Raw genomic sequence first — 15,440 nt, 5'->3', positions numbered from 1 at the left:
GTTGAAGGTGAGCGGGCCGGTGGCGGCGCCGATCGCGTTGTCGGCGGCGATCGCGAGCACGCCCTGGGTGATGATGGTGCCGCCGGAATAGGTGTTCCCGCCCGCCGCGGCAGGCGCGAGGGTCAGCACGCCGGCGCCGGTCTTCTCGACCGCGCCGGTGCCGGTGATCAGGCCGGTATAGGTGCCGTCGTCGGTCTGGGCGAAGCGGACCAGGCCGTTGTCGGTGATCGCCTGCGGCAGGACCTGGGCACGACCCTGCAGGGTGCCGCCTGCGTCGACGGTGACAGTCCCCGCATAGGCGGAATTGTTGCCGGCGATGATCAGCGTGCCCGCCTGGACGGTCACCGAGCTGGGGCCGGTGATGGCGCCGGTGATGGTCCAGGTGCCGCTCTCGTTCTTGAAGAGCTGCTCGAAGCCGGGGAAGACCCCGTCGATGACGCCGTTGCCGGTGCCGCTGAGATAGAGCTGGTCGTTGCCGAGATTGCCGTCCAGGGAGCCGCTGATCGACTGCCCCGGATGGAGCCGCAGGATGTCGTCGCCGGTGCCGAAGATCAGGTTGCCGAGGATTGCGCCGTTGTTGGTGAAGTCGAGGCTGCTGGCGCCCGCGGTCACGCCATCGCCAGAGCCGAGGATGCTCGGCGCCGTGGTCGCCTGGATGGTGCCATTGTTGACGACGGTGTTGAGGCCGGTGAACGCCTCGAACCACAGGGCCGCAGCGAAGTCCGCGCGGATCAGGCCGTTATTCACGATCAGATTGCCGGTGCCGATCGCATTCACGGCCTCCGCGTGGATCTCGTTACCAGTCGACAACACCTGAGAGCCCGCATCGATGAGCAGGTAGGTGTTGCTTCGGAACTCGATGACGTTGTTGCCCGCGGAGTAGAGCCCATTGTCCAGGGTCGCGGCGTTCTGGAGCACCGCGCTCCCGGTGATGTGGATCGTGGGAAGGCTCCCGGGAAGAATACCGTTGCCGTCCCGCAAGCTGATCACGGCCGAGTTTCCGACTTCGATACGACCGCCATTCACGTTGACCGTGCGGTTGTCGGGCTCGTTCGGCCCTTCGCCGATACGGGCCGTGTAGGTGGTCGGCGCCGAGGTGCCGTCACAGGTGGTGGTCAGCCCGGCAGTGACGCAGTTGGCCGCTGCGGGCAGCGGGGCCAGGGCGATCGCCAGAGGCGAGCCAAGCAGCGCGAGGTGGAAGGCGATGGCCCGGGCTGTGGCGCGCCGAGCGCTGTCGCCGATCGTCTCTTTTTTGTCCATTACCTGCCTCATTGAGATTAGCGCCGTGGTCGTTCCGGAGCGCCCGCATGGAAGGAAAGCGTGGTTCTTCAGAGCTCTATGGCCGCTCAGCTTGTGAAGCTGTATCGTTCCGAAACCGGCTATAGCGACATTTGCTCTAAATTGTCAAACTGATATAAAAAAAGACGAGACGTAGCGGCGGCGATCGGCCATACCGCAACTGGCGGTTGACGGGCGCAGCCGAGTGATGGCAGCAGCCGCCCGTCAAAGAGGAATGAGGCTGGTGATGCGACAGAAGGTTCGGTCGGCGGCCCAGGCCGGCGCCAGGAAGCAGGCGGATGCTCCAATGGCGGCGAGCGCATGAGCCTCGTCACCGTCATCATCCCGGTGTTCAACGGCGCGTCCTCCATCCACCTGCCGATCGCCTCGGTCGCGGCGCAGACCTGGCGGGATATCGAGGTCATCGTCGTCGACGACGGATCGACGGATGACACCGCCACGGTCACGGCATCGCTGCTCGCGGCCCTGCCCTTCCCGACCCGGCTGATCCGACATGCCGCCAACCGCAAGCTCAGCGCGACTCGCAACACGGGGCTCGAGGCGGCGCGCGGGGCGTGGATCCAGTTCCTGGACTGCGACGACTACATCGCGCCCACCAAGATCGCGGCGCAGATGGCAGTCGCCGAGCAGGCGCCGGCGCAGGTCGCCGCCGTCTACTCGCCCTTCCAACGCTTCCACATGGATGGCGCGCGCTTCGTCCAGGATGATGCGGTGAGCTTCCCCGACATCGAGGCCGCGCACCCCCTCGCCTTCGTCGCGCGGGAGACCTTCGTGCACATGTCGGCCACGCTGACGCGCCGCGCCGTGCTGCAGGAGGTCGGCGGCTTCCGCCAATCCGCGGTGCCCTGGGAGGATGACGAGATCAAGATCCGGATGGCGCTGGCCGGATACACCTTCCGCAAGGCGCCGACCCCTGAGGCCGGCTTCTTCTGGCAGCTCTATCCCGGGCAGACGCGCTGGGGCGGGCCGGAAGCCCGCTACCGGATCGTCGACGTCGCGTTCAACTTTCTCGCCTGCGTTCGCCTCGCACTCGGGGGCGTGTCGCCGGCCGCGGCCGGGCTGCCGGATCCGGTGCGGCGGGCGCTGGACCGCGAGCTGACCTTCTACCTTCGCGCCCTCTATGGCTTCAGCCGGGCCGAAGGTGCCCGCTTCACCGCGGCGCTGATGGACTACTACCCGGGCTTCCTGCCCGCTTACCCGGCCCGCCTGCGGTCCCTGCCGAAGCTGCTCGGCGTCCGGCGGTTCGAGGACATGGTCGCCAGGCTCCGCACGCTCCGCCGCCGCGTGCGCCTCGCCTGAGAGACCGTCGGGAAGCGGCGGCCGGGTGACGCCTCACCCGGCGGCGGGCTCCACTCCGCCGCCCACTGCCCCGTCCAGCATCACCGACAGGCTGTGCGCGAAGGCCGCCGCGGCGATCGGCAGCGGCGTATTGGCCCGGGCATAGATGCCGAGCTCGCTCTGGATGAATCCGCGTCCCTGCCACAGCGGGACATGCGCCAGCCGCGCCGCGGCCAGCTCTGCCTCCACGCCCACGCGCGTCATCAGCGCGACGCCGAGCCCGCGCAGCACGAGTTGCTTCATAAGCTCGATCGAGCCCGCCTCGTAGCGACCGCGGCCTGCCATGCCGGCCCGGATCATCGCCGGCTGCACCTGCCCGCGATTGGCGAAATTCGCCTTCGGCAGGATCACCGTATGGTCGCGCAGATCGTTGAAGGTGACCCTGGCAGCACCCGCGAGCGGCGAGCCGAGGGCGACGACCGCACCCAGGCGGAAGCGCGCGGCGGCGATCCGGCGCAGCTCCGGGCGCGGCGGGACTTCGAAGGCGAGGCCGAGATCGGCATCGCCATTGGCGATCGCGGCCGGGATCGCCTCGGTGCCGAGGATGGTGACGCCGACCGTCACCCGGGGGTAGCGCGCGGCCATGGCGGCGATCGCGCCCGGCACGATGTGGTGGCAAGCGCCTTCCAGCGTGACCAGCTCCACCTGCCCGGTCTGCAGGCCGCGCAGCGCATCGATCTCCGAGCGTACCCGCTCGGCATCGCGCAGCACGCCGATCACGTGATGGGCCAGGATCTCTCCCGCCGCGGTCAGCTTCAGCCCGCCCGACAGCCGGTCGAAAAGCAGCGCCCCCACCTCGGCCTCGAGCGCCAGGATCTGCCGGTTCACCGCCGAGGAGGCGATGTTGAGCCGCCGCGCCGCCTCCCGGATCGACCCGGCGCGCCGGACCGCGTCGAAATAGCGGAGCGCCGCGGCGTGGATCCGGTAGCGCTCGGTCCGCATCACGGGGTCCCTCATGGCGTGATCTCCGGACTGCTGCCGAAACGGCATCATCTTGTGCGAAAATTTGCGCTTGTTCGAGCGCGGCGATCGGGAGCCAATCAGGGAACCGTTCAGGAAGGAGGCGCCCAAGCATGGCGAACCGCATCGGCGATCCCCCCATGGCAACGGCCGCGGATGCGGCCGACCGCGACGTGGTGACCCCGGCCGGCTGGAAGGCCCTGGCGGGCTCGGCGCTCGGCTATGCCATGGACGGCTTCGACCTGCTGATCCTGGGCTTCATGCTCCGCGCCATCTCGGCCGATCTCGGGCTCACCCCGGCCGAGGGCGCCTCGCTCGTCACCGCCACGCTGGTCGGCGCGGTGCTCGGCGGCGTCGGCTTCGGCATGCTGTCGGACCGGCTCGGCCGCGTCCGCGTGCTGACCTGGACCATCGTCCTCTTCGCGGTCTTCACCGGGCTCTGCGCCCTGGCGCAAGGCTATTGGGACCTGCTGGCCTATCGCACCATCGCGGGGCTCGGCCTCGGCGGCGAGTTCGGCATCGGCATGGCCATGGTCGCCGAGGCCTGGCCGGCCAGCAAGCGCGCCCGCGCCTCCTCCTATGTCGGGCTCGGCTGGCAGCTCGGCGTGCTGGCGGCGGCGCTGCTGACGCCGATCCTGCTGCCGGTGATCGGCTGGCGCGGCATGTTCGCGATCGGGCTGTTCCCGGCCATCGCCGCCTATTTCATCCGCCGCGGCCTGCATGAGCCCGAGGTCTTCGTGGCGAGGAGCGCCGCGGCGCCGCCGAAGGCGTCGCTCCGGCTGCTGGTCGCGGATGCCGAGACGACGCGGCGGAGCATCGGCCTGGTCATCCTCTGCTCGGTGCAGAACTTCGGCTACTACGGCGTCATGATCTGGCTGCCGAACTACCTCTCGACGCGGTTCGGCTTCGGTCTCACCCAATCCGCCACCTGGACCGCGGTCACCATCCTCGGGATGGCCGTCGGCATCTATGCCTTCGGCCATGTCGCCGATCGGATCGGCCGCAAGCCGGCCTTCCTCGGATGGATGCTCGGCGCCGCCGTGATGGTCGTCGTCTATTCGAAGCTCACCGATCCCATGGCGCTGCTGGTCGGAGGCGCCGTCATGGGCTTCTTCGTCAACGGCATGCTCGGCGGCTACGGCGCGCTGATGAGCGAGCTTTACCCGACCGCGGCGCGCGCCACGGCGCAGAACGTGCTGTTCAACATCGGCCGCGCGGTCGGCGGCCTCGGCCCGGTCGCGGTGGCGGCGGTCGCCGCGGCGCATGGCTTCGAGACGGCGATCGCCATGCTGGCGCTACTCTACCTGCTCGACATCCTCGCGATGTGGCTGCTGATCCCGGAGCGCAAGGGCGCGGAGCTCGCATGAGCGCCGCGGCGGCCATCCCGGCGGCCTGCGGCGGCTTCCGCCCGCGTGCGGCGGAGGAACAGGCCGAGGTCGTCGCCAACGCCGCCGTCAACGCCGAGTACCGCCATCTCGTCGTGTCCTGCAGCGCGCTCGCCGCCGGCGCCGCGCCCGGGCAGTTCTACCAGCTCCTCTGCCCGGCGCCGCCCGGCGAAGCGCCCTATCTGCGCCGGCCGATGAGCCTCTACGGCGCCGACCCCGCGGCGCGGCGCATCGAGTTCCTCTACAAGGTCGCCGGCGCCGGCACCCGTGGGCTCGCGACACTCCGTCCCGGCGAGACCCTGCAGATGCTCGGCCCGCTCGGGCAGGGTTTTCGGCTGGATCCCGCCTGGAAGCAGGTCGTCGCGGTCGGGCGCGGCGCCGGGCTCGCGACCCTCGGCCCGCTGGCGGAAGCCGCGCAGCGGGCCGGCATCGGCGTCACCGCCATCCTCTCGGCGCGGCGGCCGGAGCTGGTGCTCTCCGATGCGCTGTTCCGCGCCCGGGGTGCCACCGTGCTCACGGTCACCGATGCCGAAGGCACCAGCGGCCCCGCCCATGTCGAGCGGCTGCTGCGGGGGCTGATGGCCGAAGGGCGCTGCGATGCCTTCTTCACCTGCGGCTCCGCGCGGCTGCTTCGCGTGCAGCAGTCGCTGGCGCGCGCATTCGGGCTGCCCGGCCAGGTGGCGCTGGAGCAGCAGATGGCTTGCGGCCTCGGCATGTGCTTCTGCTGCGTGCGCGACTTCAACATCGACGGCGCCATCGTCCAGAAGCGGGTCTGCCGGGCCGGCCCGGTCTTCGACATGATGGAGGCGCTGCCGTGACCGACCTTTCGGTGCGGATCGGCGGCCTCACCCTCGCCAACCCCGTGATGCCCGCTTCCGGCACCTTTGCCGAGGGGCTCGGCGAGGTCATCGATCTCGACCGGCTCGGCGCGCTGGTCACCAAGACCATCACGCGCGAACTGCGCGCCGGCAATCCGCTGCCGCGCGTCGCCGAGGTGACCGGCGGCATGCTGAACGCGATCGGCATCCCCTCTCAGGGCGTGCCCTATCTGCTGGAGGAGACCCTGCCGCTCTATCGGCGCTGGACGCCGCCGCTGGTGGTCTCGATCTCGGCGCCGACCGTGGAGGGCTTCGCCACTCTCGCGGCCGAGGTCAGCGTTGCCGGCGTCGCGGCGATCGAGGCGAATATCTCCTGCCCGAACATCGAGGAGGATGGGCGCGCCTTCGCGATGCGCGCGGCCTCGACCGAGGCGGCGGTGCGGCAGATGCGGGCCGCCACCGGCCTGCCGCTCTGGGTGAAACTCACGCCCAATACCGGCGAGATCGCGGAGGTGGCGCGTGCGGCGGAAGCGGCGGGCGCCGATGCGCTGGTGGTGGCCAACACCATCCTCGCCATGGCGATCGACCTGCAGACGCTCAGGCCGCGCCTCGGCAATGTCATGGGCGGGCTGTCCGGACCCGCGGTCAAGCCGATCGTGCTGCGCCAAGTCTATCAATGCGCGCGTGCCGTCAGGGTGCCGATCATCGGCTGCGGCGGCATCGCGACGGCGGCAGACGCCGCCGAATACATGCTGGCCGGGGCCAGCGCCGTGCAGGTCGGCACCGCGAGCTTCATCAATTGCCACGCCATGGTCGAGGTGATCGAAGGCCTCGCGCGGTTCTGCGAAGCCCGCGGCATCGCCCGCATCGCGGAGCTCACCGGCGCGCTGCGGCAGGAGGAGGCGGATGAGGACGACCTCTCCTGGGTGTCGCCGGCGCCATGACCGGCACCGCGCCCACCGACGCCGGCCGGGTGCTGGCCGAGGCGCTGTTCGCGGCGCTGCGTCGGGACGGCGATGACGGCGTCGGCATCACCCGCGACAGCTATGGTGCGGGGGAGAGCGCGGCGCTCGACCTGATCGAGCGCACGGCCCGCGCCGAGGGGCTGGAGGCCGCGCGCGACGCCGCGGCCAACCTGATGGTCACCCTGCCCGGCAGCGATCCCGATCTGCCGGCGCTCGCCTGCGGCTCGCATCTCGATTCCGTGCCGCAGGGCGGCAATTACGACGGCGCCGCCGGCGTGATCGCGGGGCTGCTGGCGCTCATCCGGCTGCGGCGCGAGGGCGTCGCGCTTCGCCGCACGCTCCGCCTCTATGGCCTGCGCGGGGAGGAGAGTGCCGCCTTCGGCCGTGCCTATGTCGGGTCCTCCGCGTTGTTCGGGCAGCTCACGGCCGAGGATCTCGCGCTGCCGCATGCGGTGACGGGGCGCAGCCTGCGCGACTGCCTGGCCGGCGCTGGCGCCGCGATCGCGCGCATCGAAGGGCGCGAACGCCTGCTCGACCCGGCGTCGCTCGCGGGCTGGATCGAGCTGCATATCGAGCAGGGGCCGGTGCTGGTGGCGCGCAACCGGCCGGTCGCGATCGTCACGGGCATCCGCGGTAATCTCCGCCACCGCGTGGTGACCTGCACCGGGGAGGCCGGGCATTCCGGCGCGGTGCCGCGCTGGCTGCGCCGCGACGCGGTCTTCGCCGTGGCGGCGCTGCTGCACCGGCTCGACGCGCATTGGCAGGTGCTGCTCGGGCAGGGCCACGATCTGGTGGTGACCGCCGGCGTGCTCGGCACCGATCCGGCGGAGCATGCGATCGCCCGCATCCCCGGCACGCTCCGCTTCTCCTTCGAGGTGCGCAGCCAGGCGCAGGCGACGCTCGATGCCTTCCACGCGCTGTTCCTCGAGGAGTGCCGGCTGATCGAGGAGGAGCGCGGGGTGCGCTTCGCGATGGAGCGCCGCATCGACACCGTGCCGGCGGTGATGGATACCGCGCTGGTGGAGCGGCTGCGCACGCTGGTGCGGCGGCTCGGCCTGCCGGAGGAGCTGATGGCGAGCGGCGCCGGCCATGACGCGGCGGTCTTCGCCAATAACGGGGTACCGAGCGCCATGATCTTCGTGCGCAACGCGAATGGCTCCCACAACCCGCGGGAGGCGATGGCGATGGAGGATTTCATGGCCGGCGCCGAGGTGCTGCGCCTGGCACTGATCGAAGGGGCCGCCTGAGCATGACAGGAACCGACGCGACCGCGGACCTCGGCGCCGCGATGGCGAAGCTGCTGCTGCAGGCTGGGGCGATCCAGGTCAGCCGCGACCGCCCCTTCGTGCTGGCGGCGGGCTGGGCCAGCCCGGTCTATGTCGATTGCCGGCGGCTGATCGGCGCGCCGCGGCAGCGGGCGGCGGTGACCGCGCTAGTGCTGACCGACCTGACGCGCCGCTTCGGCGCCGAGCTGCCCTTCGACGCGATCGCCGGCGGCGAGACGGCGGGCATCCCCTGGGCCACCGTGATCGCGGACCGGCTCGGCATGAAGCTGCTCTATGTCCGCAAGCGGCCGCTCGGCATCGGCCGCAACGCCCAGGTGGAGGGTGCGGAGGCCGCCGGCGCGCGCGTGCTGCTGATCGACGACCTCGCGACCGACATGGCAAGCAAGCTGGCCTTCGCCCGCGGCCTCAGGATGGCGGGTGCCATCGTCACCGATGCCTGGGTGCTGTTCCACAACCAGGCCTTCCCCGGCGGCGAGGAGCGGCTGGCGCAGGCGGGGCTGGCGCTGCACGCGCTGGCGGGCTGGCCGGATGTGCTGCGGCTCGATGCCCAGGAACGGCTGCTGGACCCGGCCGACCGTGCGGTGATCGAGCGCTTCCTGGCCGATCCCGCCGCCTGGTCGGCGGAGCATGGCGGGCGCCGCGCGCCGGCGAAGCCGATGGCCTGAAACCCTCCACAGATCTCGACTGCCAGGGTCACCGACAATGTCCCGAGCACGGGACCGAGGGACCGTCCGAGCATGAGCCGCGTCAGAACCGCCGCACGATCGTGACCTTGCTGCGCAGGTGCCGCAGCAATTGCTGTGCGGCAGGCGACAGGCGGCGGCCGCGCCGGGTGACGAGGTGCGCCTCCCCACCCTCGAGCAGCGGCGGCTCGGCTTCCAGCGCCAGGACCCTCCCCTCCTCGACCTCCCGCGCCGCGGCGAAGGCAGCGGTGATGATGACGCCGTTCCACTGCTCGACGAAATGCAGCAGGGCGCGCGCCGAATTGGTCAGGAGCTGCGGCACCAGGCGCATGCGGTCGCCATGCTCGGCGGAGAGCAGCACCTGGCGTACGCCATAGCCGCCTGGCAGCAGCCCGAGCCGATGCTTCTTGAGGTCCGCGAGCGTCACCCGCCGGCCAAGCCGCGCCAGCGGATGGCCCGGACGCACGATGCCCTTCAGCGGCCTCGCCGCGGGCTGCATAGGCCGTCGCCGGTGGACTCGGTCGCTGCCATCGTCAGGACAAACCCCTTGGGGGTCTGCCGCTCTCGCTACAGCGCAAAGGTGACCGGCTTGCCGCGCTCGAGCGGGGTCAGACGCTCGCCGATACCCAGCGCAGCGAAGCTTGCCGCGATCTCGGCCGCGCTTTCCGTGAAGTGCACCCAGCCCTCATTGTGGATGGCGACGATCGTGGCCTCCGGGAAGGCATGCGCAGCTTCCAGCGCGTCGTTGCTGCCCATCGTCATGTGGAAGCGCCCGCGCGGCTGGGCGGCGCCGGTGAAGAGCATCACCACCTTGGGCGCGAATCGGCGCGCCACCTCCGCCGTGCCTTCGTACCAGACCGTGTCGCCGGTGACGTAGAGCGCATCGCCCGGCTGCTCCGTGCCGAGCAGCAGGCCGACGACATCGCCCGAGATCGGCTCGATGCCGACCGGGCCGTGCCGCGCCGGCGCCGCGGTGACGAAGAGCTGCTCGCCGCCCTGGCCGATTAGCGTCCGGGTCTCGAAGGGCGCGAGGCCGATGGCATTGGCCCCGAGGCGCGCGGCGCCGGCCTGGGTCGTAAAGGTCGCCGGCACGTGCGGCAGCAGGGCGCGGCCGGCCTGGTCGAGATTGTCGAGATGCTGATCATGGCTCAGCAGCACCGCATCCAGCGCGCCGATCTTCTCGATCGAGAGCGCGGGGCCGGAGGTTTTTTCGAAATGCACCGGCGTCTTCCGGTAGAGACCCGGCGGATCGAAGGTCGGGTCGGTTAGCAGGCGCAACCCACCGATCTCGATCAGCGCGGTCGGGCCGCCGATCAGCGTCAGGGTCAGCATCGATGCAAGCATGGCGCAGCTCTTTCGCGAGGTCGGTTGCGCCGTAGATAAAGGGCCCGGCCCTGTGCCGAAATCCGCTAAGCTCGCGCAATGGCTGATCGAAATCGCACAGCGCCGGATTGGGAGGATATCCGCGTCTTCGTAGCGCTTGCGCGGCATGGCAGCCTCTCCGCGGCAGCGCGGGCGCTCGCGGTCAACCATGCGACCATCGCCCGGCGTCTCGCCGCGCTCGAAGCCGCGCTCGGGGAGAAACTCGCGGAGCGGCGGCCGGATGGCTATGTGCTGACCCCGGCCGGCCAGCGCAGCCTCGCCGCAGCCAGCGAGATGGAGGCGGCAGCTGCCGCGCTCAGCCGCGGCGGTGCGGCGGCGGGGCCCAAGGGCCTGGTCCGCATCAATGCGACGCCCGGCCTCGCGCAAGGCTTCCTTGTCCCCCGCCTGGCGGCCGCGGCGGCGCGGCATCCGGGCCTCGACATCGAGGTCGCGACCGATCTGCGGGTCGTCAGCCTGGAGCGGCGGGAGGCGGATATCGCGCTGCGGCTCGGGCGACCGCAGGATGGCGACGTGCTCGCGCGGCGCCTGGTGGTGCTCGGCTTCGGCTTCTACGCCACCTCGGCCTGGCGCCACCGGATCGCGCAAGGTGCGGCGCCGGTCTTCGTCGGCTTCGACGAGGCAAGTGCCCATATCCCGGAAGCGCTCTGGCTGGCGCAGCATTTCCCGCGCGCGCGCCGGGCCTTCCGGGCCGGCAACCAGGCCGCGCATGCGGCGGCCGCGGCAGCCGGGGCCGGCATCGCGCTGTTGCCGCATGTGACCGGCCGCGCCGATCGCCGCCTCGGCCTCTGCCCAATCGAGCCGGCGCCACCATCGCGCGAGCTCTGGCTGATCACGCGGCGGCAGGATGGCCGGGATCCGGCGATCCGCACGGTGTCGGATCTGCTTACCACGATATTTTGCGACAGTGCGGCGCTCTTCGCACCGGCCTGATGTGCAATGCACAGTTTTGGCCTGGCCGATACCGGAACGGCCGCTCTCAGGAGCGAGCGACTGGAGAGTTGCGTACCCGTGTGACCGACAATGTCCCGAGCACGGGACCGAGGGACCGTCCGAGCATGAGCCGCGTCAGAACCGCCGCACGATCGTGACCTTGCTGCGCAGGTGCCGCAGCAATTGCTGTGCGGCAGGCGACAGGCGGCGGCCGCGCCGGGTGACGAGGTGCGCCTCCCCACCCTCGAGCAGCGGCGGCTCGGCTTCCAGCGCCAGGACCCTCCCCTCCTCGACCTCCCGCGCCGCGGCGAAGGCAGCGGTGATGATGACTCCGTTCCACTGCTCGACGAAATGCAGCAGGGCGCGCGCCGAATTGGTCAGGAGCTGCGGCACCAGGCGCGTGCGGTCGCCATGCTCGGCAGAGAGCAGCACCTGGCGTACGCCATAGCCGCCTGGCAGCAGCCCGAGCCGATGCTTCTTGAGATCCGCGAGCGTCACCCGCCGGCCAAGCCGCGCCAGCGGATGGCCCGGACGCACGATGATGCGCATCGGATGCCGCCGCGCGGCATGGGATTGAAGCTGCGCATCCGGCGGCGGGTTGAACATCAGCGCCATCTGGATGGTGTCGTCGAGAAGCTGCGCGACGAGCTGGTCTGTGCTGCCGACCTGCAGGTTCACGTGAAGCTGCGGATGCGCATCGACGAAGCTGCGCAACGGCTCGCCCATGACATGCCAGAGGAAGCCCTCGCCCAGGCCGAGCGAGACCTGGCCGCGCCGCGCGCCCGTGATCTCCTGAAGCTGTGCGATGACGCCGTCGAGCCGCGCCCGCTGCTCCGCGCAGTAGTCGTCGAGCAGGGCGCCTGCCTCGGTCGGGCGCACGCCGCGCCCATGGCGCTCGAGCAGCGCGATGCCGAGCTCCCCTTCCATGCGCGCGATCTGCCGGCTGAGCGCGGAGGCGCTGACGCCGAGCCGTTCCGCCCCGCCGCGCACGGACCCTGCCGCAACCGCCTCGTGCAGGTAGAGCAGCCGCCGCTGGTCGAGCCCGGCGAGGCGGTTAGCGAGGGGCAGGCGCTGCGCCTCCGACAGGAAGCGGCGTGGGGTGCTCGGCAAGCAGCGTCTCCGTGCAACGAGGCGTTGCCGAAAAGGCAACGCTGAAGTCCATGTAGGGAACACAATGGGGCTGGCTATTTCCCAGGTCCATGCTCGGATGAGGGGGACATCCGGGCCACCGGGTGGGATGACCATGCTTCAACACGCGACGCCGCCGGGTAGCCGCATTTGCCGGCCGCCATCGGCAGGCCGCATGACCGCGATCGGAGGAACCCCATGACGCATCCCCTGCGCATCGGCATCTGGGCCCTGGTGCATGGCAATCGCGCCGCGCTGCGCGATCCGCTGGAACCCTATGACGCGTCCTGGCGGCGCAACCGGAACCTGATCCTCGAAGCCGAATCCCTCGGCTATGACTGCGTGCTGGTCGCGCAGCACACCATGAATCCGCACCAGACCGATCTCGGGCAACTCGAGGCCTGGACGGCCTCCGCCGCGCTGGCGGCGGAAACCCGGCGGATCGAGATCATCGCCGCCATTAAGCCCATGCTCTACCACCCGGTCGTGCTGGCCAAGATGGCCACGCAGATCGAGGAGATCAGCAACGGCCGCTTCGCCATCAACCTCGTCAACGCGTGGAACCGCAAGGAGATCGAGGATGCCGGGATGGTGTTCCGCGAGCATGACGAGCGCTACGCCTACGGCACCGAATGGCTGTCCATCGTCGAGCGCCTGATGCGCGGCGAGACGGTGAACCATGAGGGCCGCTACTTCACCGTGAAGGACTATGTGCTGAGCCCCACCGGACTGCAGCGGCCGCGGCCGCCGATCTATGTCGGCGGCGAATCCCCGCCGGCGCGGGACCTGGTCGCGGCGCTCGCCGATGTCTGGTTCATCAACGGCCAGCCGCTGGAGAACGTGCAGGCGCTGATCGCCGATGTCCGCGCCCGCCCCCGCAAGGGCCCGCCGGTGCGCTTCGGTCTGTCCACCTTCGTCATCGCGCGCGAGACGGAGGCCGAGGCGCAGGAGGAGTATCACCGCCTGCTCGCGCTGGCGAAGGAGGATGCGGACATCAAGGCCTATGTGCGGGCCAACACCGATCCGGCGGTGCAGATGCGCAAGACCCAGGCACGCTACGAGAGCGTCGGGACGAATGGCGGCACCTCCGGCGGCACGGTGGGCAGCTACGACCAGGTGGCCGAGCGCATCGCGCAGTTCCATGCCGCCGGCATCGACACGCTGCTGACCCAATTCCAGCCCTTCGAGCCCGAGATGCGCCGCTTCGCGCAGCATGTGATGCCGCGCCTCGCTCCCATTCGGGCCGAACAGCCGCGCGCCGCCTGATCCCTTCCCCGCACCGCCCAGGAGATCCGAGCATGGCGACGCGACGCAGTCTGATTCGCACCGCATTGACGGCGCCGCTGGCCGTGCCGGGCGTCGCCGCCGCGCAGGGCACCTGGCCGGACCGGCCGCTGCGCCTGGTTGTGCCCTTTCCGCCCGGCGGTGCGTCGGACCTGCTCGGTCGCCTGATGGCCGAACAGCTCACCACGCGGCTCGGCCAGCCGGTGGTCGTGGAGAATCGCGGTGGCGCCGGCGGCAAGGTCGCGGCGGAATACGTCGCGAAGCAGCCGGCCGATGGATACACCCTGATGCTCGGCACCCAGCCGACGCAGGTCTTCAACAAGTACCTCTACGCCAATCCCGGCTACGATCCCGATCGCGACTTCACGCCGCTGACCACCGTCGCGGCTGTCGCCTATATCCTGGTCGTCACGCCGCGGCTGCCGGCGCGCGACGTGAGCGAGCTCATCGCCTATGCGCGCGCCAATCCGGGCAGGATCAACTACGGGTCCTCCGGCACCGGCGGGGGCATGCATCTCGCCTCGCACCTGTTTGCCCAGCGCGCCGGCGGGGACATGGTGCATGTGCCCTATCGCGGCGCCGCGCCGGCCGTCACTGCCCTGGTGCAGGGCGAGGTGCAGCTCATGGTCGACCTGGTGCCGAACAGCCTCGCGCTGGTGCGCGGCGGCCAGCTCCGCGCGCTCGCCGTCGGCCTGTCGGAGCCCACGCCGCTGCTGCCGGGCGTGCCGACCTTCCGCAGCTTCGGCATCACGGATTTCGACGTGCCGTCCTGGTTCATCATGGTCGCGGCGGGAAAGATCCCGGCCCCGATCGCCGACCGCCTGCGGGAGGCCTGTGTCACCTCGGTGAATGACCCGATCTTCGCGGCGCGGCTGGAGGGGGTCTCGGCCCGGCCCATGCCGATCTCCGGACCGGAGCTCGACCACTTCCTGGCGCAGGAAGGCACGCGCTGGGAACAGATCATCCGCAGCGCGAACGTGCGTCTCGACTGACGCCGGCCGGCCGTCGAGCGCTGCTGCCTGATCCAAGGCTTTGACAGTGCAGTTTCTCCCGGGCGGCATAGGAGAGCGATGCGGCCTCGGCTGGTGATGCCATCGGGGGTTCTGACGCAATGGAGCAAAGCGGATATCCGCTAAGGGGCCCGCGCTACCGTCCGCTCCCGAGCCATCCAAGTCGTTCCTGATCGGGCTTCGCCTTGGTGGGCGTGGCGGCGCCCCGGCTTTGACAGCTGACCACCAAAGGGCCTAGTTTTCCGAATTCGGAATTCCAAATTCAGCAAGGTTACCGCCGTGATCCCGCTGAACCCCGCCCCGAACCTCATCCAGCAGGTCTACGACCGCATTCTGTCGGCGATCGTCGATCACAGCCTGGCGCCGGGCGATCGCATCCGGCAGCAGGAGCTGGCCGAGCAGCTCGGCGTCTCGCGCCAGCCGGTCAGCCATGCGCTGCACCTGCTGCACCGGCAGGGGCTGGTGGTGGAAAGCGGGCGCAAGGGCTTTCAGGTCACGCCCCTCGACCCCGCGCGCATCCGCCAGCTCTATGAAGTGCGGGGCGCGCTGGATGGCCTGGCGGCGCGGCTGGCGGCCGGTCACGCCGGCAGCGATGCGGCCGGCCGGGCCGCCTTCGCGGACGCCCTGGCCGCGGGCCGCGCCATCGATGCGCGGACGCCGCTCGCCGATCTCATCGCCCTCGATGTCGCGCTGCATCGCGCGCTCTATCGGCTGTCGGGCAATCCGGCGATCGAGGAGATGGCGGCGCCGCAATGGCCGCATATGCGCCGCTCCATGGCGGCGGTGCTGACCGATCCGGACTACCGCACCCGCGCCTGGGTCGAGCATGCGGCGATCGCCGAGCGCATCCTGGCCGGCGATGCCGCCGGCGCCGAAGCGGCGGCGCGGGACCATGCGCTGGCCGCCGGCCTGACGACGGAGGAGCGGCTGCGGTCGCGGCAACGCGCGGCCTGATCCCGATCGACGACACG

General features: G+C 70.6%; 15 protein-coding genes. 10 read left to right on the top strand and 5 right to left on the bottom strand.

Annotation, left to right across the window (positions count from 1 at the left end; genetic code table 11):
* Window positions 1-1,260 (bottom strand): autotransporter-associated beta strand repeat-containing protein (locus GXW71_RS06290; protein ID WP_211851552.1); only part of this gene is annotated, 1,260 nt, incomplete at its 3' end.
* Between the two features lie 339 nt (window positions 1,261-1,599).
* Between GXW71_RS06290 and GXW71_RS06285 the strand changes: the two genes are divergently transcribed.
* A complete protein-coding gene (locus GXW71_RS06285) occupies window positions 1,600-2,598 on the top strand; it encodes a glycosyltransferase family 2 protein (RefSeq protein WP_211851551.1) in 999 nt (332 codons plus the stop codon).
* 33 nt (window positions 2,599-2,631) lie between these two features.
* Here the strand turns inward: GXW71_RS06285 and GXW71_RS06280 are convergent, their stop codons facing one another.
* Window positions 2,632-3,594 (bottom strand): LysR family transcriptional regulator, encoded by a 963-nt coding sequence (locus GXW71_RS06280; protein ID WP_246526317.1) that lies wholly within the window; start codon window positions 3,592-3,594, stop codon window positions 2,632-2,634.
* A gap of 116 nt (window positions 3,595-3,710) precedes the next feature.
* On the opposite strand from GXW71_RS06280, the gene GXW71_RS06275 reads away from it, so the two are divergent.
* From GXW71_RS06275 to GXW71_RS06255, 5 genes are read left to right on the top strand one after another with little or no spacing between them, the layout of a single operon-like run.
* Complete coding sequence (locus GXW71_RS06275; protein ID WP_246526316.1) at window positions 3,711-4,964, top strand: MFS transporter; 1,254 nt, start codon at window positions 3,711-3,713, stop codon at window positions 4,962-4,964.
* Window positions 4,961-5,800, top strand: coding sequence for a dihydroorotate dehydrogenase electron transfer subunit (locus GXW71_RS06270; protein WP_211851550.1), 840 nt, complete (start codon window positions 4,961-4,963; stop codon window positions 5,798-5,800). Before GXW71_RS06275 ends, GXW71_RS06270 begins: the two co-directional genes overlap by 4 nt.
* Window positions 5,797-6,744, top strand: coding sequence for a dihydroorotate dehydrogenase (locus GXW71_RS06265; RefSeq protein ID WP_211851549.1), 948 nt, complete (start codon window positions 5,797-5,799; stop codon window positions 6,742-6,744). Before GXW71_RS06270 ends, GXW71_RS06265 begins: the two co-directional genes overlap by 4 nt.
* Window positions 6,741-8,012 (top strand): Zn-dependent hydrolase, encoded by a 1,272-nt coding sequence (locus tag GXW71_RS06260; RefSeq protein ID WP_211851548.1) that lies wholly within the window; start codon window positions 6,741-6,743, stop codon window positions 8,010-8,012. The genes GXW71_RS06265 and GXW71_RS06260 overlap by 4 nt, the downstream gene beginning before the upstream one ends.
* Before the next feature lie 2 nt (window positions 8,013-8,014).
* Window positions 8,015-8,716, top strand: a complete 702-nt coding sequence (locus GXW71_RS06255) for an orotate phosphoribosyltransferase (RefSeq protein ID WP_211851547.1) — start codon at window positions 8,015-8,017, stop codon at window positions 8,714-8,716.
* An 82-nt stretch (window positions 8,717-8,798) separates the two neighbouring features.
* Here GXW71_RS06255 and GXW71_RS06250 read toward each other — a convergent pair whose 3' ends face one another.
* Window positions 8,799-9,233, bottom strand: coding sequence for a LysR substrate-binding domain-containing protein (locus GXW71_RS06250; protein ID WP_211851546.1), 435 nt, complete (start codon window positions 9,231-9,233; stop codon window positions 8,799-8,801).
* A gap of 68 nt (window positions 9,234-9,301) precedes the next feature.
* The gene (locus tag GXW71_RS06245; RefSeq protein WP_211851545.1) at window positions 9,302-10,078 is read right to left on the bottom strand and encodes an MBL fold metallo-hydrolase; all 777 of its coding nucleotides are present in this window, start codon (window positions 10,076-10,078) and stop codon (window positions 9,302-9,304) included.
* A 78-nt stretch (window positions 10,079-10,156) separates the two neighbouring features.
* Between GXW71_RS06245 and GXW71_RS06240 the strand changes: the two genes are divergently transcribed.
* Window positions 10,157-11,047, top strand: a complete 891-nt coding sequence (locus GXW71_RS06240) for a LysR family transcriptional regulator (RefSeq protein WP_211851544.1) — start codon at window positions 10,157-10,159, stop codon at window positions 11,045-11,047.
* 135 nt (window positions 11,048-11,182) lie between these two features.
* On the opposite strand, the gene GXW71_RS06235 is transcribed toward GXW71_RS06240, so the two are convergent.
* On the bottom strand, window positions 11,183-12,157 hold the full coding sequence (locus GXW71_RS06235) for a LysR family transcriptional regulator (protein WP_211851543.1): 975 nt from the start codon (window positions 12,155-12,157) through the stop codon (window positions 11,183-11,185).
* Between the two features lie 216 nt (window positions 12,158-12,373).
* On the opposite strand from GXW71_RS06235, the gene GXW71_RS06230 reads away from it, so the two are divergent.
* The 3 genes from GXW71_RS06230 to GXW71_RS06220 all read left to right on the top strand — a co-directional run bounded on the left by GXW71_RS06230 (window position 12,374) and on the right by GXW71_RS06220 (window position 15,423).
* Complete coding sequence (locus GXW71_RS06230; protein ID WP_211851542.1) at window positions 12,374-13,441, top strand: LLM class flavin-dependent oxidoreductase; 1,068 nt, start codon at window positions 12,374-12,376, stop codon at window positions 13,439-13,441.
* A 32-nt stretch (window positions 13,442-13,473) separates the two neighbouring features.
* Complete coding sequence (locus GXW71_RS06225) at window positions 13,474-14,451, top strand: Bug family tripartite tricarboxylate transporter substrate binding protein (RefSeq protein ID WP_211851541.1); 978 nt, start codon at window positions 13,474-13,476, stop codon at window positions 14,449-14,451.
* Between the two features lie 297 nt (window positions 14,452-14,748).
* On the top strand, window positions 14,749-15,423 hold the full coding sequence (locus GXW71_RS06220) for a GntR family transcriptional regulator (RefSeq protein WP_211851540.1): 675 nt from the start codon (window positions 14,749-14,751) through the stop codon (window positions 15,421-15,423).
* The last annotated feature ends 17 nt before the right edge of the window (window positions 15,424-15,440 follow it).

The organism is Plastoroseomonas hellenica (assembly GCF_018129085.1).
GTDB classification, from domain to species: Bacteria; Pseudomonadota; Alphaproteobacteria; order Acetobacterales; family Acetobacteraceae; genus Plastoroseomonas; species Plastoroseomonas hellenica.
Note: the sequence above shows the minus strand (reverse complement) of the source record. Positions and strands in the feature narration are given on the sequence as shown.

What these genes read in the sequence shown, in the direction of transcription:
- GXW71_RS06285 (WP_211851551.1), top strand. Translation starts at nt 1,600, where the DNA reads ATGAGCCTCGTCACCGTCATCATCCCGGTGTTCAACGGCGCGTCCTCC.
- GXW71_RS06280 (WP_246526317.1), bottom strand. Translation starts at nt 3,594, where the DNA reads ATGAGGGACCCCGTGATGCGGACCGAGCGCTACCGGATCCACGCCGCG.
- GXW71_RS06275 (WP_246526316.1), top strand. Translation starts at nt 3,711, where the DNA reads ATGGCGAACCGCATCGGCGATCCCCCCATGGCAACGGCCGCGGATGCG.
- GXW71_RS06270 (WP_211851550.1), top strand. Translation starts at nt 4,961, where the DNA reads ATGAGCGCCGCGGCGGCCATCCCGGCGGCCTGCGGCGGCTTCCGCCCG.
- GXW71_RS06260 (WP_211851548.1), top strand. Translation starts at nt 6,741, where the DNA reads ATGACCGGCACCGCGCCCACCGACGCCGGCCGGGTGCTGGCCGAGGCG.
- GXW71_RS06255 (WP_211851547.1), top strand. Translation starts at nt 8,015, where the DNA reads ATGACAGGAACCGACGCGACCGCGGACCTCGGCGCCGCGATGGCGAAG.
- GXW71_RS06250 (WP_211851546.1), bottom strand. Translation starts at nt 9,233, where the DNA reads ATGCAGCCCGCGGCGAGGCCGCTGAAGGGCATCGTGCGTCCGGGCCAT.
- GXW71_RS06245 (WP_211851545.1), bottom strand. Translation starts at nt 10,078, where the DNA reads ATGCTTGCATCGATGCTGACCCTGACGCTGATCGGCGGCCCGACCGCG.
- GXW71_RS06240 (WP_211851544.1), top strand. Translation starts at nt 10,157, where the DNA reads ATGGCTGATCGAAATCGCACAGCGCCGGATTGGGAGGATATCCGCGTC.
- GXW71_RS06230 (WP_211851542.1), top strand. Translation starts at nt 12,374, where the DNA reads ATGACGCATCCCCTGCGCATCGGCATCTGGGCCCTGGTGCATGGCAAT.
- GXW71_RS06225 (WP_211851541.1), top strand. Translation starts at nt 13,474, where the DNA reads ATGGCGACGCGACGCAGTCTGATTCGCACCGCATTGACGGCGCCGCTG.